Raw genomic sequence first — 19,805 nt, 5'->3', positions numbered from 1 at the left:
AGACGTGATCGGTCTTCGCCAGCCCCTGAAACGGGGGAAGGTCGGGATTGGGGTCAGCTGATCCCCACCCGCTTTGCTCTGGCGAGCAAAGCCACCTCCCCTTTTTCGAGGGGAGGTGGAAGAAGCGCAGCGCGTCCTAGCGCCGCTCGATGACCAGGCTCTGGACCGCCTGGCCGAAATAGCCGCGCTGATCGGCGAGCCGCGACATTGCAAGCCCGGCGCCGTCGGGCCCGATCCAGGACTGGCCGTCGAGCAGGATCCAGTCGCCGACCGGCTCGCGCGCCAGGCTCACCGAGAGATCAGCGTTGATGAAGGTCCATTGGCTGAAATCGAGCGCCGGCGAGGTGCCGTTGGAGAAGTCCGAGGCAACCACTGCCCGCATCGCCTGCGAGACGGCGGCGCCCGCAATCAGCGGGCGGTCGACGCGGAACCATATCGCGCCAGGTCCCGTCACGCCGAAGCGGCCGCGCGCGGCCCGCATCGAGATGCATTTCACGAACGGACTGTTCGCAAGATTGCCCGGCTCGATCATACTTTCGTCGGGGCCCGGCAGATCGACGGCAAGCGCTGTGATGTCAGGCGGCAATTCGGCCGTCTGTTGCTTGATCTTGAGCACGGTGGCCGAAACCACGAGAACGCCGTCGGCAAGCAGCCTGACGCCACAGAGCTGGATCTTGCGGCCGTCGCGCAGGATCTCGCTCGAAACGGTCAGCGGCGCCACCGGCACCGGGCGCATCAGGTCGATGGTGACGCGCGCGATCCGCATCGGCACCGGCGTCGGAAGGGCTTCGGCCGCCCACACCACCAGCGCTGCCGGTGCGGAGCCATGCTGCATCCGCGGATCCCACGGACCCGCGGCGTCGGGACTGGTGACGACGCGGTCGCCGTCGACGCGAAAGATCGGTTCCATCACAGCATGATCCGGAAAAGTGGGACGCGGTTTTCCCCGCGACAAACGCGAAGCGTTTGCGCGTGGATCATGCCGAAATGAAGAGCTGAAGCGCGATGATGATTCATCGTGATCTCATCGTGCTTCAGGCAAGCACCGGATCGACCGCGTCCTCATACTCTTTCCTGAACCGGGCGATCAGCTCGGCCGCAGGCACCACCTTGGAGATGCTGCCGACGCCCTGGCCCGAGCCCCAGATCTCCTTCCAGGCCTTCGGCTTGGCGCGCTCGCCGGACGTATCGGTGCCGAAGCTCATCTTGGAAGGATCGGAGGTCGGCAGGTTTTCCGGATCCATGCCGGCCGCGACGATCGACGGCTTCAGATAATTGCCGTGCACGCCGGTGAACAGGTTGGAGTAGACGATGTCCTCGGCGGACGAATTGGTGATCATGTCCTTGTAGCCCTCGACCGCGTTTGCCTCCTTGGTCGCGATGAAGGCCGAGCCGATATAGGCGAAGTCAGCACCGATGATGCGCGCGGCGCGGATGGCGCGGCCGTTGGAGATGGTGCCCGACAGCGCGATTGGCCCGTCGAACCATTGCCGCGTCTCCGCCACGAACGGGAACGGCGACAGCGTGCCGGCATGACCGCCGGCGCCGGCCGCGACCAGGATCAGGCCGTCGGCGCCCTTCTCGATCGCCTTGTGCGCGAACTTCTGGTTGATCACGTCGTGGAAGACGATACCGCCCCAGCCGTGGACGGCCTGGTTGAGCTCCTCGCGCGCGCCGAGCGAGGAGATGATCATCGGCACCTTGTGCTTCTCGCAAAGCGCCATGTCGTGATCGAGCCGGTTGTTCGACTTGTGCACGATCTGGTTCACCGCGAACGGCGCCGACGGCCGTTCCGGATGCGCCTTGTCATAGGCGGCGAGCTCTTCCTTGATCCGGTACAGCCATTCGTCGAGCAACTCCGGCGGCCGCGCGTTCAACGCCGGAAACGAGCCGACCACGCCGGCCTTGCACTGCGCGATAACGAGGTCGGGCACGGAGATGATGAACAGCGGCGCCCCGATCACGGGAAGAGACAGGCGGCCCTTGAACAGAGCAGGCATGGACATTTGGAGCGGATCCTCAAGCGTTGGTCGTTGGTTGGTCTCGAATGCTGATCGTCATACCAACAAGGCAATCTTTCCAGTGTCAAGGATTGCGTTTTGGCGCTGCAAAAGGATGACAAATCCTCATCCTGAAACCGTGTTTTCGCGGGCGCCTGGCATCCCAGACGCAAAGCCTGGCCGCCGCTATTGGCAGACCGCCCGTGTCACGAAATTTTCCGTCCTGCAGTCGTTCGGGCCGCGCTTGTGGCCCGGCAGATAGACCAGCGGCGAGCATTTCTCGGAGGCGTCGGTATCGATGCCCTTACCTTCCCGAAACCCCTTGCTCTGGCACAGCCGGTCGGCGCCGATCTTGCAGTCCGGCGCACCGTTCGAGGCCACCACGCAGGCCGCGCGTCCGGTCACCACCGTCGAGGGGCGCGCGATGTTCGACAAATCGTTGATGGTCTCGCCGGGGCTCTTCAGCGGCGGCAGCGCCGATTTCGACTTCTCGAACAGCTTTCCGATTTCGTTGATCAGCCCGGGATTCTCGCGCTCGACCGGCGCCGGCGGCAGCTCGATCTGCTGCTGCCGGGATTCAACGGGCTGCGGCGACGGCGACTGCACGCTGAGCGCGGGCGGCGCGGATTGCGCCCATCCTCCGTCGACCGCAGGCAGCGCCATCGACAGTGCAAGGCCCGCCATCGCAACGCGCGCCCTGGCGGGATTGAGTCTCGCAGGATTCACCGGTCGTCGATTCCATCGGCCATCGCAGCGAGCGTAGTCCGAAGCCGTCCGTGGACAAAGACGCGAACGACTAGAACTTTGGTCAGATCAGCTTGAATGCGACAACAAAGCCCAGCACCAGCACGATCGCGCCGATCGCGACCCACAGGCCGAGCCGCTTCTCGAGCTCGGCGCGGATGAAATCGCCATAGCGGTTGAGCAGCACCGCGACGAAGAAGAAGCGGCCGCCGCGCGCGACGATCGAGCACAGGATGAACAGCCAGATGTTGTAGCCGGCAAAGCCCGAAGTGATCGTCACGAGCTTGTAGGGGATCGGCGTCAGTCCCTTCAGCAGGATGATCACGGCGCCCCATTCGGCGTAGGAAGCGCGGAACGCGTCGACCTTGTCGGAGAGGCCGTAGAGATGGATCAGCCACTGCCCGAGCGAGTCGTAGAGCAGTGCGCCGATCGCATAGCCGAGCACGCCGCCGGCAACCGACGCCACCGTGCAGACCGCGGCGAACCACCACGCCCGCTTCGGCCGCGCCAGCGACATCGGCAGCAGCATGATGTCGGGAGGGATCGGGAAGAAGGAGCTCTCGGCGAAGGCGACGGCCGCGAGAATCCACAGCGCATAGGGCCTGTCGGCCGCCTCGACGCACCAGTCGTAAATCCGTTTCAACATGGGCGCGATGAACCATCATGGAGCGGATTTGTCCATGCCGGGATTGAGCTGAATCTGGTTGATTTACGGCTACCGTTTGCGCAGCCGGTTCTCCAGCGCGACAATTCGGCGCCGAACCACCGGGACCGGCGCGGGTTTGGGCAGCTTGACCGGCGACTTCGGCAGCTTCTCGGCGATCCCGAGCAGCCGCTCGCGCCGCTCCATCTCGCGCCAGACATCCTCCGGCTTCACGCCGGCCGACGCCCAGAGAACGGCGAGATTGTAGAACAGGTCGGCGCTTTCGCGAATGACGGCATCCGACTTGCCGCTGACGGCGTCGATCACCACTTCGATCGCTTCCTCGGCGAGCTTCTTGGCCATCTTGGCCGGGCCGCGCTGGAACAGCCGTGCCGTGCGCGACGTAGCCGGATCAAGATCCTTGGCCGCGATCACCGCCTGGTAAAGCCGCTCGATCGAATCACTCATGCTTCGAGCCTAATCGAAACGCGTCGCCAGCGTGTTAACGGCGACGACGAAAAAATCCACCGGCCCGCGGCCGGTGGATTGTATGCTTTGTGACAGTTCTGAGAACCGCCGACGGCCGTCAGTACGGCTGATACGGCAGTTGCGAGCGGCGCCCGTAATAGCCGCGGTAACCATAGTACGGTCCGCCGCCGTAATAGACCGGGCCGCCACCATAGTAGACGGGACCACCGTAGTAGCCCGGGCCACCATAGTAGCCGTAGGAGTCGTAATAGTCGCGGCGGCTCTGGGCAGCGGCGATCGCGAGGCCCGTGCCGACGATCCCGGCGAACGCAGCCGCGGCCGCTGCGCCGCCACCGCCATAGTAGCGACGGCGGGCACTGATGTCGGTCGCGCCGCTCGTGCCTTGTGACGTCGTCACAGCGGTCGCCTTGCCTGTCGAAGCAGAGCCTGCGAACGCCATCGTCGGCTCGACGGCCGTCAACGCCACCGCGGCAACCGTTGCCAATGTGGCTGCGCGGCCAATGGACGAAAAAACACCTTTTCGCGCAAACATTGCAGTCATCCTTTGTGGAAGCCGGCCCGACGGGCCTTGGTTAGCTAACCCACTGCCTCCAGATTAGGTTCCCCAAACCGAATGCAAGCTGAACGACCTGAGGTGAAAACATGGCAAGCCGAAGCCTGGCAGTCATCGACCGTTCACCTTGCCCGGGCAAAATGCCTGCAAATAACGCTTGAAATTGACGCTTGCTCTGGCGCATTCGATGTCATGAAGCAGGCGCGCCGGCGCGGCACTTTGTCTCGCCTCCCGGATGTCATGATGCAGGTAAGTCGGACCACCGTTCTCCGCTGGATACTGGCCGGCATGATCGGCCTCGCGGGGGGCGTGTGGCCGGCATTGACGCCGCTGCGCGCCAGCGATCTGCCACCGCCGCTCACCATCCAGTTCACGCTCGACCGTCCGCTTGATGCCGCCGCAGCGCCATTCGTGATGGCGTCGACCGGCGGCCTGTTCAGCGCCGAGGGCCTCAGCGTCGGCACCAACGTCGCGACCAGCTCGGCGGATGCCATCGCACGCGTCGCCGACGGCTCGAGCGATTTCGCCCTCGTCGACATCAACTCGCTGATCCGCTTTCGCGACAAGCCTGGTGCTGCTCCCGTCAAGGCGGTGTTCGTGCTGTTCAACCAGGCGCCTTATGCGATCATCGCGCGCAAGAGCCGCGGCATCAGGACGCTGACCGACATGCAGGACAAGAGCCTCGGCGTCGCCGAGGGCGACCTCTCGATCCGGCTGTGGCCCGCGGTCGCGAAGCAGAACGGCATCAAGCTGTCGAGCGTGAAGCAGAGCACGATCAGCGCCGCGGTGCGCGAGCCGATGCTCTCCGCCGGCCAGGTCGATGCCGTTACCGGCTTCTCCTATCTCTCGGCGATCAATTTGCGCGATCGCGGCGTGCCCACCGACGATCTCGCGGTGCTGCGCTTCGCCGACTATGGCTGCGAGGCCTACGGCTTTGCCGTGATCGTCAGCCCGCGCCTTGCCGCCGCGAAGCCGGATGCGGTGAAAGGATTCGTGCGCGCGGCGATCGGCGGCACCAACCTCGCGATCAAGGATCCGGCCCGCGCCGCCGGCGAGGTCGCGAGCCGGATGGATGGCGGCTCGCGCGATCTGGAGCTCGAGCGGCTGAACGCCATCATCCGCGACAACATCCTGACCAGCGAGGTGAAGCGCGACGGCATCGGCGGCATCGAAGCGGAGCGCTTCGAGCGCTCGGTCGACCAGCTCGCCGAGGACTTCAAATTCCAGAAGCGGCCGCACGCCGCCGACATCTTCGACGAGGCTTTCCTGCCGCCGATCGACGGCCGCCTGGTGAATTGAGAGCCGGGTTCGCTCTGCTCGTCATGCCCGGGCTTGACCCCGGGCAGCCACGTCTTCGATCACCGCCTGCAAGAAAGACGTGGATGGCCGGGTCAAGCCCGGCCATGACGGAGTGCGATGCACCGCCGGCCGCTGGCCCCGCATCACGAACCCTGATTAAATTGCATTCTCGCCTGATCGGGCGCCCACCGCTGACGAGTGCCGCCGGCATGTCCATGCTTCGCCTCTATACCCGCGTCCTCGAACTGCTCGGCAAGGAGGCGCGGCTCGGCTGGATCCTGGCCATCGCCAACGTGCTGCTCGCCGGCGCGCAATTCGCCGAGCCGGTGCTGTTCGGCAAGATCGTCGACGTGCTGTCGGGCCGGCCGGTCACCGGGCTGTTCGCGACCTCCTCGGCATGGCCGCTGCTCGTCGCCTGGGCGGCGTTCGGCCTGTTCACGATCGGCTGCAGCGCGATCGTGGCGCTGCAGGCCGACCGGCTGGCGCACCGCCAGCGCCAGGCGGTGCTGACCGATTATTTCGAGCACATCCTGCAGCTGCCGCTGACCTTCCATTCCGGCACCCATTCCGGGCGGCTGATGAAGGTGATGCTGAACGGCACCGACGCGCTGTGGCGGCTCTGGCTCGGCTTCTTCCGCGAGCATTTCGCCGCGATCATGTCGCTGATCGTGCTGCTGCCGCTTTCGCTCTACATCAACTGGCGGCTGGCGGTCCTGCTGTTCGGGCTCTGCGTCGTGTTCACCGTGCTGACCACGCTGGTGGTGCGCAAGACCTACGGCATGCAGAGCGAGGTCGAGGCCTATTACAGCGACCTCTCGGCGCGCGCCTCGGACGCGCTCGGCAATGTCGCGCTGGTGCAGAGCTTCGTGCGGATCGATTCCGAGGTGCAGGGCCTGCGCTACGTCGCCGACAAGCTGCTCGCGGTGCAGATGCCGGTGCTGTCATGGTGGGCACTGGTCACCGTGATCACGCGCGCCTCGACCACGATCACGGTGCTCGCGATCTTCACCGTCGGCATCGCGCTGCATAACCAGGACCTCACCACGGTCGGCGAGATCGTGATGTTCGTCTCGTTCGCCACCATGCTGATCCAGAAGCTCGAGCAGGTGGTCAGCTTCATCAACAACGTGTTCATGGAAGCGCCGCGCCTGCAGGAGTTCTTCGACGTGCTCGATGCGGTGCCGGCGGTGCGCGACCGGCCCGGCGCGGTCGATCCCGGACGGCTGTCCGGCCTCGTCGAGTTCGACGACGTCTCATTCTCCTATGACGGCAAGCGGCCGGCGATCGAGGATCTCAGCTTCACCGCCTTGCCGGGCCAGACCATCGCGCTGGTCGGCTCGACCGGCGCCGGCAAATCCACCGCGATCGCGCTGCTGCATCGCGCGTTCGATCCGCAATCGGGCATCATCAGGATCGACGGTATGGACATACGCGCGCTGAAGCTGACGGCGCTGCGGCGAAACATCGGCGTGGTGTTCCAGGAGGCGCTGCTGTTCAACCGCTCGCTCGCCGACAATCTGCGCGTCGGCAAGCCCGACGCCACCGACGAGGAGATGCGCACCGCCGCGGCGCGCGCGCAGGCGCTGGATTTCATCGAGCGCAGCGAAAAGAAGTTCGATACCCATGCCGGCGAACGCGGCCGCATGCTGTCCGGCGGCGAACGCCAGCGGCTGTCGATCGCGCGTGCGCTGCTGAAGGATCCGCCGATCCTGATCCTCGACGAGGCCACCAGCGCCCTCGACGCCGTCACCGAGGCCAAGGTGAATGCCGCTCTCGACGAAGTGATGAAGGGCCGTACGACCTTCGTGATCGCGCACCGCCTGTCCACCATCCGCCACGCCACCCGCATCCTGCTGTTCGACCAGGGACGGGTGATCGAAAGCGGAACTTTCGATGAACTGGTGGCGAAAGGCGGGCGTTTTGCCGAACTGGCGCGGGCCCAGTTCATGGTCCAGGAACAGGCGCGCGCCGGCATCGAGACACCATAATTCCTGCCTTTCCAATTGAGGCGGCTGCCGAAATTCAGCCGATTTCGTCCACGATATAATTCCCCGGCCTCTGTTCTCTGCTGGCAAGCCGGTATAGGGTTTGCATCGCCGCAATGCGGCGCCGGACACGCTTGAAACCCGTACGTCACAATCGCAAGACCTCCTTTTTTCAAGGCGGGTCTCAAAGGACCGGAACCGGATTCGTGCACCTTCCTCGCCCGTCATTGAAATGGATTCTGGTCGTCGCGATGCTCGCCATCGCCGCGCCGCAAATGGCGCAAGCCGAGGCACTGCTGGTTGTCGAGGCCGATTCCGGAAAGGTGCTGCAGGCCGACAATGCGACGATGCCGTGGTACCCGGCTTCGCTCAGCAAGATGATGACGGCCTATGTGACGCTGAAGGCGGTCAAGGACGGCCGCGTCTCGCTCGACACGCTGCTCACGGTGTCGCCGACCGCGTCGTCGCAGTCGCCATCGAAGATGGGCTTCCGGCCCGGCACCCAGGTCACCGTCGACAACGCGCTGAAGATGATGCTGGTGAAGTCGGCCAACGACATGGCCGTGGTGCTGGCCGAGGGCATCGGCGGTTCGATCGACGGCTTTGCCGGGATGATGAACCAGACCGCGCAAAGGCTCGGCATGACGCAAACGAGCTACGTCAATCCGAACGGCCTGCCCGCCGACGGCCAGATCACCTCGGCGCGCGACATGGCGATCCTCGCCCGCGCCATCATCCGCGACCTGCCGGAATACGAGTATTTCGTCCACATCCCGTCGATCCGCTTCGGCCGCCGCATCACCCAGAACTTCAACAAGCTGATCGGCCGCTATCCCGGCGCCGACGGCTTCAAGACCGGCTTCATCTGCGCCTCCGGCTACAATCTCGTGGCGTCGGCGACGCGCGACGGCAAGCGGCTGATCGCCGTGGTGCTCGGCGCCTCCTCGGGCCGCATGCGCGCGATCCGCGCCGCGCAGCTCCTGGACCGCGGCTTTGCCAACAATGGGATGGCGTGGCTGCGGCCCTCGCTCGGCACCGTCGACAATCTGGTGCCGATCGATTCCACGCCGCCGAACCTGCGCGAGGAGATGTGCGGTCCCAAGCACAAGCGGCCCGCCAGCGACGAGGACGCAGAAGACACCGTCGCCAGCGCCGGAAGCTCCAGCACCAATGGCGACGGCGGCGTCAGCTTCTTCGCCTCGGGCCTGCAGGCTGCGATGCCGACCAAGCCGGCCGACATGCTGGCGCAGCCGGCCGCGGCCTCCGAGCCGGTCGTGGTTTATACGGGGCCGACCAAGACCGGTGCTGCGTTGATCGCCGCGGTCGAGGCCGACACCGAGAAGATGCAGCCGGTCAAGCGCGCCAAGGGCAAGCACAGCCGCGTCGCGGGCAAGAAGCCCGATGCGGCCGATGACGCGAAGGCCGACACCAAGGGTGCCTCCAAGTCGGACAGCAAGCCAGCGGCCAAGCCCGCGCGTCACGCCAACGCCAAGCCGGATGCCGCAGCTGCGAAGACGGCCGCGGCGGACAAGCCCGTCGCCGCAAAGCCTGCCGGCAAGCCGGCGGCGGCAAAGCCCGCCGCCAAGCCCAAGACCGCGGCCGACAAACCCAAGGCTGCCGACAAGCCGAAAGCCGACGCCAAGCCGGCCGGCTAGCAGAGCGCCCGCCCGTCATTTCCGACCGTCATTTCCGACCGTCATTTTCTCCAATGCGTCGATAACGCGCAGCGGCTTGCCATTGGCCGCGGCATCGCTCAATACTGCCTGAAATAACGCGGCCAAAGGTCGGAAAACCCGGAAGCAATCCGGGACATCAGCCAAATTTGAGAGAGGGGATTGACCATCATGGAGCGCATCTGGCTCAAGCATTATCCGGCCGGCGTGCCCGCGGATATCGACGTCACGCAATATTCGTCGCTGGTCGAATTGCTGGAAGAAAGCTTCAAGAAATTCGCCGATCGCAAGGCGTTCATCTGCATGGACAAGGCGATCACCTATCGCGAGCTCGACGGGATGTCGACGGCGCTCGGCGCCTACCTGCAGAGCAAGGGCCTGCAGAAGGGCGCACGGGTCGCGCTGATGATGCCGAACGTGCTGCAATATCCGGTCGCGACCGCCGCCGTGCTGCGCGCCGGCTTTGCCGTGGTCAACGTCAATCCGCTCTACACCCCGCGCGAGCTCGAGCACCAGCTCAAGGATTCCGGCGCCGAGGCGATCATCGTGCTGGAGAACTTTGCCACCACTGTGCAGAAGGTGCTTCCCAATACCGCGGTCAAGCACGTGATCGTCGGCAGCATGGGCGACCTGCTCGGCCTCAAGGGCGTGATCGTCAATCTGGTGGTGCGCCGGGTGAAGAAGATGGTGCCGGCCTGGTCGATCCCCGGCGCCGTCGGCTTCAACGAGGCGCTGTCAGCCGGCCGCGCCGCCAAGCTCAACAAACCGACGCTGACGCTCGATGACGTCGCCTTCCTGCAGATACCGGCGGCACCACCGGCGTCTCCAAGGGCGCGACCCTGCTCCACCGCAACATCCTGGCCAACGTGCTGCAGAACGACGCCTGGCTGCAGCCGGCGCTGGCGAAGCCGCCGATCGTCGAACAGATGGTCATCGTCTGCGCGCTGCCGCTCTATCACGTCTTCGCGCTCACCGCCTGCTATCTGCTGGGCATGCGGGCCGGCGGCACCAATCTGCTGATTCCGAATCCGCGCGACATGGCGGGCTTCGTCAAGGAGCTGTCGAAGTACCAGGTCAGCTTCTTCCCGGCGGTCAACACCCTCTACAATGGCCTGCTGAACACGCCCGGATTCGACAAGCTCGACTTCTCCAAGCTGAAGATCGCCAACGGCGGCGGCATGGCGACGCAAAGGCCGGTCGCCGAGAAATGGTTGAAGGTCACGGGCATCTCGTTGTCGGAAGGCTATGGCCTGTCGGAGACGTCGCCGACCCTGACGTGCAATCCTGCCACGATCGAGGAGTTCTCCGGGACGATCGGCCTTCCCGTCCCCTCGACCTGGCTCTCGATCCGCGACGATGACGGCAATGAGTTGCCGATCGGCGAGGCCGGCGAAATCTGCGCCAAGGGCCCGCAGGTGATGGCGGGCTACTGGAACAGGCCGGACGAGACCGCGCGCGTGATGACCGCGGACGGCTATTTCCGCACCGGCGACATCGGCGTGATGGACGAGAAGGGCTACACCAAGATCGTCGATCGCAAGAAGGACATGATCCTGGTCTCCGGCTTCAACGTCTATCCGAACGAGATCGAGGAAGTGATCGCAAGCCACCCGGGCGTGCTCGAATGCGCCGTGATCGGGGTGCCCGATGCGAAGTCCGGCGAAGCGGTGAAGGCCTTCGTGGTCAAGAAGGACCCGAACCTCACCGCCGAGGACATCATCAAGTTCAGCGCCACCCAGCTCACCGCCTACAAGGTGCCGAAGCAGATCGAGTTCAGGACCGACTTGCCGAAGACCAATGTCGGCAAGATCCTGCGTCGCGAGCTGCGCGATGAAGAAGAAGGCCGCGGCTTAAGGCGTGAGTGGACTGACGCTCGATGTCTGACGCAAGCCTCGCGACGCCGGCTGACGTGCTTGGCTTCTGGCGGAATGCCGGCCGCGACCGCTGGTACAAGCACGACGACGCCTTCGATGCCGAGATCCGCAGCCGCTTCCTCGCCACCTGGCAGAAAGCGGCTGCCGGCGAATTGTCGTCATGGGAGGCGAGCGATGAGAGCGCGCTGGCGCTGACCATCGTGCTCGACCAGTTTCCGCGAAACCTGTTTCGAGGCGACGCCAGGACCTTTTCAAGCGATGCACTGGCGCGTGAAGTGGCAAGGCGCGCCATCGACCGCGGCGTCGATGCGCGGACCGCCCCCGTGCTGCGCGAATTCCTCTATCTGCCGTTCGAGCATTCGGAGGACCTCGACGACCAGCAGCGCTGCGTGACGCTGTTCCGGCAATATGACTGCCATCCCGACAACCTGAAATACGCTGAGGACCACGCCGACATCATCCGCCGGTTCGGCCGCTTCCCGCACCGGAACCGCGTGCTGGGCCGGCAGACCACGGCCGAGGAGCAGGCCTTTCTCGACGCCGGCGGGTTTTCCGGCTGATGACGGAACGGTGACCAGAGCCTTTTTCCGTTCCGATTGAATCGGAACGGGGCTCTAGATTCTTGTTTTGACGTGTTTTCTTCACGCGAACCGGCATCCACTTCGCTCGAAAACGCTTTGGCCTCCGGCATTGCCGTTCTTCGGCGAGCCCGTATTGTGCCGTGCTGTAGCCGGGTTTAAGACAGTCCGCTTCACCGAGGGAGAACAACGATGACGATCAATGTTGGCGACAAGCTGCCGGAAGCCAAGTTTCGCGTGATGACCGCCGAGGGTCCGCAGGTCAAAACCACCGACGACATTTTCAAGGGCAAGAAGGTCGCCCTGTTCGCGGTGCCCGGCGCCTACACCGGCACCTGCCACAAGATGCATCTGCCGAGCATCTTCCTCAACGCCTATGCCATGAAGAACAAGGGCGTCGACACCATCGCGATCGTTTCGGTCAACGACGCCTTCGTGATGAACGCCTGGAAGCGCGACACCGACCAGCGCGACGAAGCCGTCTTCCTCGCCGACGGCAATGCCGACTTCGCCAAGGCGATCGGCATGGAGCTCGACGCCTCCGGCAACGGCCTCGGCATCCGCTCCAAGCGCTACTCGATGCTGGTCGAGAACGGCGTGGTGAAGAAGCTCAACCTCGAGCCCGCCCCGGGCAAGGTCGAGGTCTCCGGCGGCGACACGCTGCTCGGTCAGCTGTAAGCCGACGCTTCTTCCCTTCTCCCCTTGTGGGAGAAGGTGGCGCGGATGCAATCCGCGCCGAATGAGGGGTCTCATCCGCGGAGACAGACCCCTCACCCGTCCGCGATGCTGCGCATCGCGTCCACCCTCTCCCACAAGGGGAGAGGGCAAGATCGCCGAAATTTAGGGAATCGTAGGATGGGTAGAGCGCAGCGAAACCCATTGCCTTCGTGCCGTGCATTGAGATGATGGGTTTCGCTGCGCTCTACCCATCCTACGCACCCGACACGCTGCGGCCCTAATTCTTCAACTTCGCCATCGCCACGCCCTCACGCGCCAACTCGTCGGCGCGTTCGTTCTCGGCGTGTCCGGCGTGGCCCTTGATCCAGTGCCAGCGCACCTCATGCGGCTTCAGCGCGGCATCGAGACGCTGCCACAGCTCGACATTCTTGACCGGCTTCTTGTCGGCGGTGCGCCAGCCGTTGCGCTTCCAGCCATGGATCCAACCGGTGATGCCCTGGCGGACATACTGGCTGTCGGTGGTGAGATCGACCACGCAGGGCTTCTTCAGCGCTTCCAGCGCCGAGATCGCCGCCATCAGCTCCATGCGGTTGTTGGTGGTGTGCGCCTCGCCGCCCTTCAATTCCTTCTCGACCTCGCCGAATCTGAGGATCGCGCCCCAGCCGCCCGGCCCCGGATTTCCGGAGCAGGCACCATCGGTGAAAACAGTCACATGCGGCTTTTCGCTCACGCCGCGCACCCGGCCGGCGTGACGCCGTAGTCGTTGATAGCACCGACGCTCTGCTGGAAGCGCAGCTTGCGGACATATTCCAGCGGGTCCTTCGGCTGCACCAGCGCACCTTCGGGCACGTTGAGGAAATCGACCAGGCGCGTCAGCAGGAAGCGCATCGCGGCACCGCGCGCGAGCAGCGGCAGCGCGGCCTCTTCCGCCGCCGACAGCGGCCGCTCGCGGCCGTAGGCGTTGAGCAATGCGCGCGCCTTGGTGACGTTGAAGGAATGATCCGGCTCGAAGCACCAGGCGTTGAGGCAGATCGCGACGTCGTAGGCCAGGATGTCGTTGCAGGCGAACGGGAAGTCGATCAGGCCCGAGAGCCTGTCGCCCAGAAAAAACACGTTGTCGGGAAACAGGTCGGCATGGATGACGCCGACCGGCAGATCGGTCGGCCAGGCGGCTTCGAGATGATCGAGCTCGCGCGCGATGAAATCGTGCAAGCCCGGCTGCACGCTGTCGGCCCGCGCGGCGGCGAGATCGAACAGCGGCCGCCAGCCGGAGACCGACAGCGGATTGTTGCGGACCAGCGGAAAATCGCGGCCGGCAACGTGCATTTTGGCCAGCGCCTCGCCGACGCCGGAGCAATGCGCCACGTTCGGCCGCCGCGGCCACACGCCCTCGAGGAAGTTGATGATCGCGGCGGGCCGGCCGGCGAGCCGGCTAGTGACCTCGCCCTTGCGGTTGCGCGCCGGCTGCGGGCACGACACGCCGCGCTCGGCGAGATGGCCCATCAGCGACAGGAAATACGGCAGGTCGTCCTCCGCCACGCGCTTCTCATAGAGCGTGAGGATGTAGGCGCCCTGGCTGGTGTGCAGCAGGAAGTTCGAATTCTCGACGCCCTCGGCGATGCCCTTGTAGGAGAGCAGTTCGCCGATGTCGTAGCTTTTGAGGAATTCCGCGAGGTCTTCGGCGGCAACGTCGGTGTAGACCGCCATATGGTCTATTCCGCCGCGGCAGCGTCAGGCCGCAGCGAACGCGGCAGCGGGAAGAACTCGTTCTCCTCCGCGGCCGAGACCGTCTCCACGTGCAGTTCATAGCGCTCGGCGAAGGCGCCCATGATCTCCTCGACGATCACTTCCGGCGCAGAGGCGCCCGCGGTGATGCCGAGGCTCGTGATGCCTTCGAACCTGCTCCAGTCGATGTCGCTGGCGCGCTGGGCGAGCACTGCGATCGGACAGCCCTCGCGCTCGGCGACCTCGCGCAGGCGCTGCGAGTTCGACGAGTTCGGCGCGCCGACCACGATCAGGGCGTCGACCACCGGCGCCACCTTCTTGACCGCGAGCTGACGGTTGGTGGTCGCGTAGCAGATGTCTTCCTTGTGCGGACCATTGACGTTCGGGAAGCGCTGCTTGAGCAGCGTCACGATCTCCGCGGTGTCGTCGATCGACAGCGTGGTCTGGGTCACGAAGGCGAGGTTGTTGGGGTCCTTCGGAACAAAGGTCTTGGCGTCCTCGGCGGTCTCGATCAGGGTCACGGCGCCCGCCGGCAGCTGCCCAGCGTGCCGACCACCTCGGGGTGGTGGGAATGGCCGATCAGCAGGATCTCGCGGCCGCGCTTGAAATGGATCGCCGCCTCGCGGTGGACCTTGGTCACCAGCGGGCAGGTCGCGTCCAGCGAGAAGAAATTGCGGGATTTGGCCTCGGCGGGAACCGATTTCGGAACGCCGTGGGCCGAAAACACCACCGGCGCGTTGGTATCGTCGGGAATTTCGGCCAATTCCTCGACGAAAATGGCGCCTTTGGTCTTCAGGCTGTCGACCACATACTTGTTATGGACGATTTCGTGCCGGACATAGACCGGCGCACCATAAATGGTGAGGGCACGTTCGACCGTGTCGATGGCACGGACCACCCCGGCACAAAAGCCGCGGGGGGAGCAAAGCACGATTCTAAGGTCGGGTTTTTTGACTGACATCGGGCTGTCTCGGGGCAATCTCGGGACCGAATCACCCCTCGCCGGCGGGCGGGGAACGGCCAATTTGAGTAAGGACTTGGGACTGCTTTCGGGCGCTGTCAAGGCGATTTTGCTGGCCCATTGCGCCATTCCCCCCGGAGGGCTTATATAGGCCCTATAATTCCCGTCATCGCCGATGACTACCAGCTTCGCCTCGACAGAGGTGGGCGAAGCACAAAGGAGATTTGCCATGAGCAACGCACCGCTGATGCCGAAGGCGACTGCCGTGTGGTTGGTCGACAATACCGCTCTGACCTTCGATCAGGTGGCCGATTTTACCAAAATGCACCCCCTCGAGGTCCGCGCCATCGCCGACGGCGACGCCGCCCAGGGCATCAAGGGGATGGACCCGATTTCCAACGGCCAGCTGACCCGCGAGGAGATCGAGCGCGGCGAGCGCGACCAGAACTACCGCCTCAGGCTCCAGGAGAGCAAGGTGGTGCTGCCCTCCGCCGCCAAGAAGAAGGGCCCGCGCTACACCCCGGTGTCGCGCCGCCATGAGCGTCCGAGCGCGATCCTCTGGCTGGTGCGCAACCATCCCGAGCTGAAGGACGCCCAGATCATGCGTCTGGTCGGCACCACCAAGACCACGATCGCCAGCGTACGCGACCGCACCCACTGGAACGCCTCGACCCTGACCCCGATGGACCCGGTGACGCTCGGCCTGTGCTCGCAGATCGAGCTCGATTTCGAGGTGCAGCGCGCCGCCAAGGAGAAGCCGACCACCACGGTCTACGGCGGCGCCACGCTGCTGCCGGCCTCCGAGACCACGCGCAAGGACGAGCTGGACGACCAGCCGATCGAGCGCCACGACGATCTCAACGTCGATGCCGTGTTCGCCAAGCTGAAGACGATCGGCGGCAAGAAGCCCGCCGACGAGGAAGAGTAAGCGCGGATCGCGCAACTCGAAGCGCAAAATACGAAACGCGGCAGGGCAACCTGCCGCGTTTTTGCTTGGATGCGCATGCGATGGGCGTGACCGCGGCCGTCGGCGCGGCTCAATGCCGGTCGGGATTGTTCATCATGTATTCGCCGAGATCGCGCTGCCGCCGATCGGTGCGGGCTTCGGCGTTCTGGCGCTGCACGTCGCGGTTCTTGCGGCAGGCGACGTAATCAGGCGAGCCGACCGCCACCTTGCCGCCGGCCTGGCAGTACTGGTCGTCGTCGCCCATGCTCTCCGCGATCGGCGATCGGCCGCGCTCAAGACAGCCCGCAAGCAGCGGCAGGGCGAGCAGCAAGGCGAGTGGCGCGCGTGCGGAAATGGATCGCATCCGTGGGTCCGTATCTCGTGGCATATGACAGGGAGGCCGGGATGACCCGGCAATCCATCAAAATCAAGGCCGTTTTGCTTCCGAATGCGGAAGTCTTGTTCCACAGGTGCCGACCTCAGGCGCGGGAGGTGCCAGCACTCCCTCGCCCCGCTCCTGCGGGGTCGAGACGAGCGAAGCTCGCTCTTAGAGGGTTGGGGCGAGGGGCCGCCTCCGCAGAATGAATGCAGCGAGCGTGCGGAGCCCCCCTCACCCGGATCGCATTGCGATGCGATCCGGCCTCTCCCCGCAAGCGGGGCGAGGCAACAAGAGCTACGCCTTCCCCTTCAGCGCTTCGCCGATTTCGTCGAGCACCTTCGGATCCTCGATCGTCGCCGGCATGGTCCAGGGCTCGCCATCGGCGATCTTCTTGATGGTACCGCGCAGGATCTTGCCGGAACGGGTCTTCGGCAGCCGCGCCACCGTGATCGCGAGCTTGAACGCGGCGACCGGCCCGAGCTTGTCGCGCACCAGCGCCACGACGTCCTTCTCGACCTCGGCGGGCTGCTTGGTCACGCCGGCCTTCAGTACCAGGAAGCCGCACGGCACCTCGCCCTTGATCGCGTCCTTGACGCCGAGCACGGCGCATTCGGCAACGTCGGGATGCGAGGCGAGGATCTCCTCCATGCCGCCGGTGGAGAGCCGGTGGCCGGCGACATTGATGATGTCATCGGTGCGGCCCATCACCCAGACATAGCCGTCCTCATCCTTGTAGCCGGCATCCGAGGTCTTGTAGTAGCCGGGGAATTCCGAGAGATAGGCGTCCCTGAAGCGATCGTCCTGCTGCCACAGCGTCGGCAGGCAGCCCGGCGGCATCGGCAGCTTGATGACGATCGAGCCCATCGTGCCCGACGCCACCGGCTTCGCCGCCTCGTCGACGATGTCGACCTGATAGCCCGGCATCGGCACCGTGGGCGAGCCGTGCTTGACCGGCAGCTGGCCGAGCCCGACCGGATTGCCGGCGATGCACCAGCCGGTCTCGGTCTGCCACCAGTGGTCGATGACCGGCACCTTCAGCTGCTGCTCGGCCCACTCCACCGTCGGCGGATCGGCGCGCTCGCCGGCGAGGAACAGGGTGCGGAAGCTGGAGAGATCGTAATTCCGGATGAACTTGCCTTCGGGGTCTTCCTTCTTGATCGCGCGGAACGCGGTCGGCGCGGTGAAGAAGGCGACCGCCTTGTGCTCGCTTATCACGCGCCAGAACGCGCCGGCATCCGGCGTGCCGACCGGCTTGCCCTCGTACATGATGGTGGTCGCGCCGTGGATCAGCGGGCCATAGACGATGTAGGAATGGCCGACCACCCAGCCGATGTCGGAGCCGCACCACCAGATCTCGCCGGGCTTCACGCCGTAGAGATTGTGCATCGACCATTTCAGCGCGACGAGGTGCCCGCCATTGTCGCGCACCACGCCCTTCGGGATTCCGGTCGTGCCCGACGTGTAGAGGATGTAGAGCGGATCGGTGGCGGCTACCGGCACGCACGGCGCGGCCTTGCCGGCGTCGAACGCGGCGCGGCGCAGCGTCGCCCAGTCATGGTCGCGGCCCGCGGCGAGCTCGCAAGCCTGCTGCGGCCGCTGCAGGATGATGCAGCTCTCGGGCTTGCTGCCGGCAAGGCGGATCGCCTCGTCGAGCAGCGGCTTGTATTGCACGATGCGCCCGGGCTCGATGCCGCAGCTCGCCGAGAAGATCAGCTTCGGCTTGGCGTCATCGATGCGGGTCGCAAGCTCCTTGGCCGCGAAGCCGCCGAACACCACGCTGTGCACCGCGCCGATCCGCGCGCAGGCGAGCATCGCGACGACGGCCTCCGGCACCATCGGCATATAGAGGATGACGCGATCGCCCTTCGCCACGCCGAAATCCTGCATCACCGCAGCCAGCGTCTGCACCTCCTCCAACAATTCGGAATAGGTGAACTTGGTGATCGTGTTGGTGAGCGGCGAATCGTGGATCAGCGCGACCTGGCTGGCGCGGCCGCCGGCGACATGGCGATCCAGCGCGTTGTAGCAGGTGTTGACCACGGCGCCCGCGAACCAGCGCCCATAGGCGCCCACGGAGGGATCGAAGATCTTATTGGCCGGCTCGATCCAGTCGATCTCGCGCGCCGCTTCCGCCCAAAAGCCCTCGGGGTCCCGGAGCGAGCGGGCATACACCTCATGATACCGGCTCTGCTGGATATTCATCGCGTTTCTCCCTCGCGCGGTCGCGCGTCATTTGCCGACCATTGTCACGGGAAGTGGCGCCGTTTCAAGCCGAAATGACCGCGACCTTCGGCCGGGTCGGAGCAAAGCGTTTTCGAGCGAAGTGGGTCCCGGTTCGCGTGAAGAAAACGCGTCAAAACAAGAATCTCAGAGCTCATTCCGCTTCGATCGGAACGGAGCACTGGTAGCCGTCGACGCCGTTGATCCGCTGCAGCCGCTCGCGCATCGCCCTTTCCAGGTCGTAGCCCGGCTTGCCGAAATCGGCATTGCGGTGGGCGATGAACTGATCCTGCGCGCGCTGCAGCTCGCGCGCCTGGCGCGGATTCTGCGTCTCGCGCACCGTGCGGAAGGTGGATGCGACGATCTCGCGATCGAGGTCGGCAAGCGTGGGATTGGCGCAGATTGCCTTCTCCACCGGCCGGCGCGCCTTGCGGCAATCGAAGCTCGGCTTGCCGGCGACCGCCATCATGGCGCCGATCCGCTCCAGCTCCAGCGACAGCGATTTGTAGTTGACCCTGGCGGCGGCGTGATTGGGGTCGAGCTTGACGGCAGCACCAAAATCCAGGATCGCCTTCGGCCGGTCGCCCTTGCGGCGCCACAGTTCGCCGCGCGCATTATGCGCATCGGCGAGCGATGGGTCGAGCTTGAGCACGGTGTCATAGTCCGCGATCGCGCGATCGATCATCTGCTTGCGGTCATAGGCGCCCGCCCGCGCCATCAGCGCCTTGACGCGATCGGGCCTCGTCGCCTTCTCATTGTCGATCAGCGCGCCGCAGACATCGATGATCTTGTCGTCATCGGCGGCCGCTGCCGCCGCGATGCAGGGGCCGGCGTTGGCCTGCACATCCTCGCCCGGTTCGCTGCCGGTGGCGCGCGCAACGCCCGTCATCAGCGCGCCCGACAGGCCGACACAGACCAGCATCGCGGCCAGATTTGCAGGTTTGCGTCGCATCCCGATCGCCGACAAGACATCCCTCTCTTGCGCCCGAACCGCCGGCCCCTGATGGCCGGCAGCGCGCCATTTGCCGCAAAACCACACGCTGGATTATACGTCAATT

At 65.1% G+C, this 19,805-nt stretch carries 17 protein-coding genes and 2 pseudogenes; 7 read left to right on the top strand and 12 right to left on the bottom strand.

Going from position 1 to position 19,805, the window contains the following annotated elements; all coding sequences use genetic code 11:
• Positions 1–136: 136 nt before the first annotated feature.
• From ACSKB9_RS29050 to ACSKB9_RS29025, 6 genes are all read right to left on the bottom strand, one after another.
• Positions 137–910 (bottom strand): thioesterase family protein, encoded by a 774-nt coding sequence (locus tag ACSKB9_RS29050; protein WP_076825194.1) that lies wholly within the window; start codon positions 908–910, stop codon positions 137–139.
• Positions 911–1,034: 124 nt separating this feature from the next.
• Positions 1,035–2,006 (bottom strand): NAD(P)H-dependent flavin oxidoreductase, encoded by a 972-nt coding sequence (locus tag ACSKB9_RS29045; RefSeq protein ID WP_168857332.1) that lies wholly within the window; start codon positions 2,004–2,006, stop codon positions 1,035–1,037.
• 180 nt (positions 2,007–2,186) lie between these two features.
• The gene (locus tag ACSKB9_RS29040; RefSeq protein WP_438077396.1) at positions 2,187–2,726 is read right to left on the bottom strand and encodes a hypothetical protein; all 540 of its coding nucleotides are present in this window, start codon (positions 2,724–2,726) and stop codon (positions 2,187–2,189) included.
• A gap of 82 nt (positions 2,727–2,808) precedes the next feature.
• Positions 2,809–3,390 (bottom strand): YqaA family protein, encoded by a 582-nt coding sequence (locus ACSKB9_RS29035; protein ID WP_438077394.1) that lies wholly within the window; start codon positions 3,388–3,390, stop codon positions 2,809–2,811.
• A 69-nt stretch (positions 3,391–3,459) separates the two neighbouring features.
• On the bottom strand, positions 3,460–3,855 hold the full coding sequence (gene hisE / locus ACSKB9_RS29030) for a phosphoribosyl-ATP diphosphatase (protein ID WP_028342591.1): 396 nt from the start codon (positions 3,853–3,855) through the stop codon (positions 3,460–3,462).
• 118 nt (positions 3,856–3,973) lie between these two features.
• Positions 3,974–4,408 (bottom strand): hypothetical protein, encoded by a 435-nt coding sequence (locus ACSKB9_RS29025; RefSeq protein WP_438077392.1) that lies wholly within the window; start codon positions 4,406–4,408, stop codon positions 3,974–3,976.
• A 264-nt stretch (positions 4,409–4,672) separates the two neighbouring features.
• Between ACSKB9_RS29025 and ACSKB9_RS29020 the strand changes: the two genes are divergently transcribed.
• The 6 genes and pseudogenes from ACSKB9_RS29020 (at position 4,673) to ACSKB9_RS28995 (ending at position 12,516) form a co-directional block, all read left to right on the top strand.
• Entirely contained in the window at positions 4,673–5,728 is a 1,056-nt protein-coding gene (locus ACSKB9_RS29020; RefSeq protein WP_438080446.1) for an ABC transporter substrate-binding protein, read from the top strand.
• Between the two features lie 209 nt (positions 5,729–5,937).
• Positions 5,938–7,716 (top strand): glucan ABC transporter ATP-binding protein/ permease, encoded by a 1,779-nt coding sequence (locus ACSKB9_RS29015; RefSeq protein ID WP_438077390.1) that lies wholly within the window; start codon positions 5,938–5,940, stop codon positions 7,714–7,716.
• Between the two features lie 203 nt (positions 7,717–7,919).
• On the top strand, positions 7,920–9,368 hold the full coding sequence (locus ACSKB9_RS29010) for a D-alanyl-D-alanine carboxypeptidase family protein (RefSeq protein WP_438077388.1): 1,449 nt from the start codon (positions 7,920–7,922) through the stop codon (positions 9,366–9,368).
• A 189-nt stretch (positions 9,369–9,557) separates the two neighbouring features.
• Positions 9,558–11,227 (top strand): annotated as a pseudogene (locus tag ACSKB9_RS29005) (long-chain fatty acid--CoA ligase); the annotation flags it as partial.
• A gap of 35 nt (positions 11,228–11,262) precedes the next feature.
• A complete protein-coding gene (locus tag ACSKB9_RS29000; RefSeq protein WP_438077386.1) occupies positions 11,263–11,820 on the top strand; it encodes a DUF924 family protein in 558 nt (185 codons plus the stop codon).
• A 210-nt stretch (positions 11,821–12,030) separates the two neighbouring features.
• On the top strand, positions 12,031–12,516 hold the full coding sequence (locus ACSKB9_RS28995) for a peroxiredoxin (protein ID WP_431015733.1): 486 nt from the start codon (positions 12,031–12,033) through the stop codon (positions 12,514–12,516).
• A gap of 277 nt (positions 12,517–12,793) precedes the next feature.
• On the opposite strand, the gene rnhA is transcribed toward ACSKB9_RS28995, so the two are convergent.
• The 3 genes and pseudogenes from rnhA to ispH form a co-directional block, all read right to left on the bottom strand.
• Positions 12,794–13,246, bottom strand: coding sequence for a ribonuclease HI (rnhA, locus tag ACSKB9_RS28990; protein WP_438077384.1), 453 nt, complete (start codon positions 13,244–13,246; stop codon positions 12,794–12,796).
• Positions 13,243–14,223: a homoserine kinase gene (locus ACSKB9_RS28985; protein ID WP_438077382.1), complete on the bottom strand. Its 981-nt coding sequence runs from the start codon at positions 14,221–14,223 to the stop codon at positions 13,243–13,245. The genes rnhA and ACSKB9_RS28985 overlap by 4 nt, the downstream gene beginning before the upstream one ends.
• Before the next feature lie 5 nt (positions 14,224–14,228).
• A pseudogene (gene ispH / locus ACSKB9_RS28980) lies at positions 14,229–15,202 on the bottom strand (4-hydroxy-3-methylbut-2-enyl diphosphate reductase).
• Positions 15,203–15,431: 229 nt separating this feature from the next.
• On the opposite strand from ispH, the gene ACSKB9_RS28975 reads away from it, so the two are divergent.
• Positions 15,432–16,130 (top strand): DUF1013 domain-containing protein, encoded by a 699-nt coding sequence (locus ACSKB9_RS28975; RefSeq protein WP_076825203.1) that lies wholly within the window; start codon positions 15,432–15,434, stop codon positions 16,128–16,130.
• Positions 16,131–16,239: 109 nt separating this feature from the next.
• Here ACSKB9_RS28975 and ACSKB9_RS28970 read toward each other — a convergent pair whose 3' ends face one another.
• The 3 genes from ACSKB9_RS28970 to ACSKB9_RS28960 all read right to left on the bottom strand — a co-directional run bounded on the left by ACSKB9_RS28970 (position 16,240) and on the right by ACSKB9_RS28960 (position 19,699).
• A complete protein-coding gene (locus tag ACSKB9_RS28970; protein ID WP_075969207.1) occupies positions 16,240–16,512 on the bottom strand; it encodes a hypothetical protein in 273 nt (90 codons plus the stop codon).
• Between the two features lie 309 nt (positions 16,513–16,821).
• Complete coding sequence (locus ACSKB9_RS28965) at positions 16,822–18,729, bottom strand: propionyl-CoA synthetase (protein WP_438077380.1); 1,908 nt, start codon at positions 18,727–18,729, stop codon at positions 16,822–16,824.
• A 172-nt stretch (positions 18,730–18,901) separates the two neighbouring features.
• Positions 18,902–19,699 (bottom strand): tetratricopeptide repeat protein, encoded by a 798-nt coding sequence (locus tag ACSKB9_RS28960; RefSeq protein WP_438077378.1) that lies wholly within the window; start codon positions 19,697–19,699, stop codon positions 18,902–18,904.
• Positions 19,700–19,805: the final 106 nt, after the last annotated feature.

The sequence above is a fragment of the Bradyrhizobium sp. BR 1433 genome (assembly GCF_051547665.1).
Taxonomy (GTDB): Bacteria; Pseudomonadota; Alphaproteobacteria; order Rhizobiales; family Xanthobacteraceae; genus Bradyrhizobium; species Bradyrhizobium australafricanum.
This window is presented reverse-complemented; position numbering and strand designations above follow the sequence as displayed.

What these genes read in the sequence shown, in the direction of transcription:
- ACSKB9_RS28970 (WP_075969207.1), bottom strand. Translation starts at nt 16,512, where the DNA reads ATGCGATCCATTTCCGCACGCGCGCCACTCGCCTTGCTGCTCGCCCTG.
- ACSKB9_RS29025 (WP_438077392.1), bottom strand. Translation starts at nt 4,408, where the DNA reads ATGTTTGCGCGAAAAGGTGTTTTTTCGTCCATTGGCCGCGCAGCCACA.
- ACSKB9_RS29000 (WP_438077386.1), top strand. Translation starts at nt 11,263, where the DNA reads ATGTCTGACGCAAGCCTCGCGACGCCGGCTGACGTGCTTGGCTTCTGG.
- ACSKB9_RS28995 (WP_431015733.1), top strand. Translation starts at nt 12,031, where the DNA reads ATGACGATCAATGTTGGCGACAAGCTGCCGGAAGCCAAGTTTCGCGTG.
- ACSKB9_RS28985 (WP_438077382.1), bottom strand. Translation starts at nt 14,223, where the DNA reads ATGGCGGTCTACACCGACGTTGCCGCCGAAGACCTCGCGGAATTCCTC.
- ACSKB9_RS28960 (WP_438077378.1), bottom strand. Translation starts at nt 19,699, where the DNA reads ATGCGACGCAAACCTGCAAATCTGGCCGCGATGCTGGTCTGTGTCGGC.
- ACSKB9_RS29020 (WP_438080446.1), top strand. Translation starts at nt 4,673, where the DNA reads ATGCAGGTAAGTCGGACCACCGTTCTCCGCTGGATACTGGCCGGCATG.
- ACSKB9_RS29035 (WP_438077394.1), bottom strand. Translation starts at nt 3,390, where the DNA reads ATGTTGAAACGGATTTACGACTGGTGCGTCGAGGCGGCCGACAGGCCC.
- ACSKB9_RS29045 (WP_168857332.1), bottom strand. Translation starts at nt 2,006, where the DNA reads ATGTCCATGCCTGCTCTGTTCAAGGGCCGCCTGTCTCTTCCCGTGATC.
- ACSKB9_RS28965 (WP_438077380.1), bottom strand. Translation starts at nt 18,729, where the DNA reads ATGAATATCCAGCAGAGCCGGTATCATGAGGTGTATGCCCGCTCGCTC.
- hisE (WP_028342591.1), bottom strand. Translation starts at nt 3,855, where the DNA reads ATGAGTGATTCGATCGAGCGGCTTTACCAGGCGGTGATCGCGGCCAAG.
- ACSKB9_RS29015 (WP_438077390.1), top strand. Translation starts at nt 5,938, where the DNA reads ATGTCCATGCTTCGCCTCTATACCCGCGTCCTCGAACTGCTCGGCAAG.
- ACSKB9_RS29050 (WP_076825194.1), bottom strand. Translation starts at nt 910, where the DNA reads ATGGAACCGATCTTTCGCGTCGACGGCGACCGCGTCGTCACCAGTCCC.
- ACSKB9_RS28975 (WP_076825203.1), top strand. Translation starts at nt 15,432, where the DNA reads ATGAGCAACGCACCGCTGATGCCGAAGGCGACTGCCGTGTGGTTGGTC.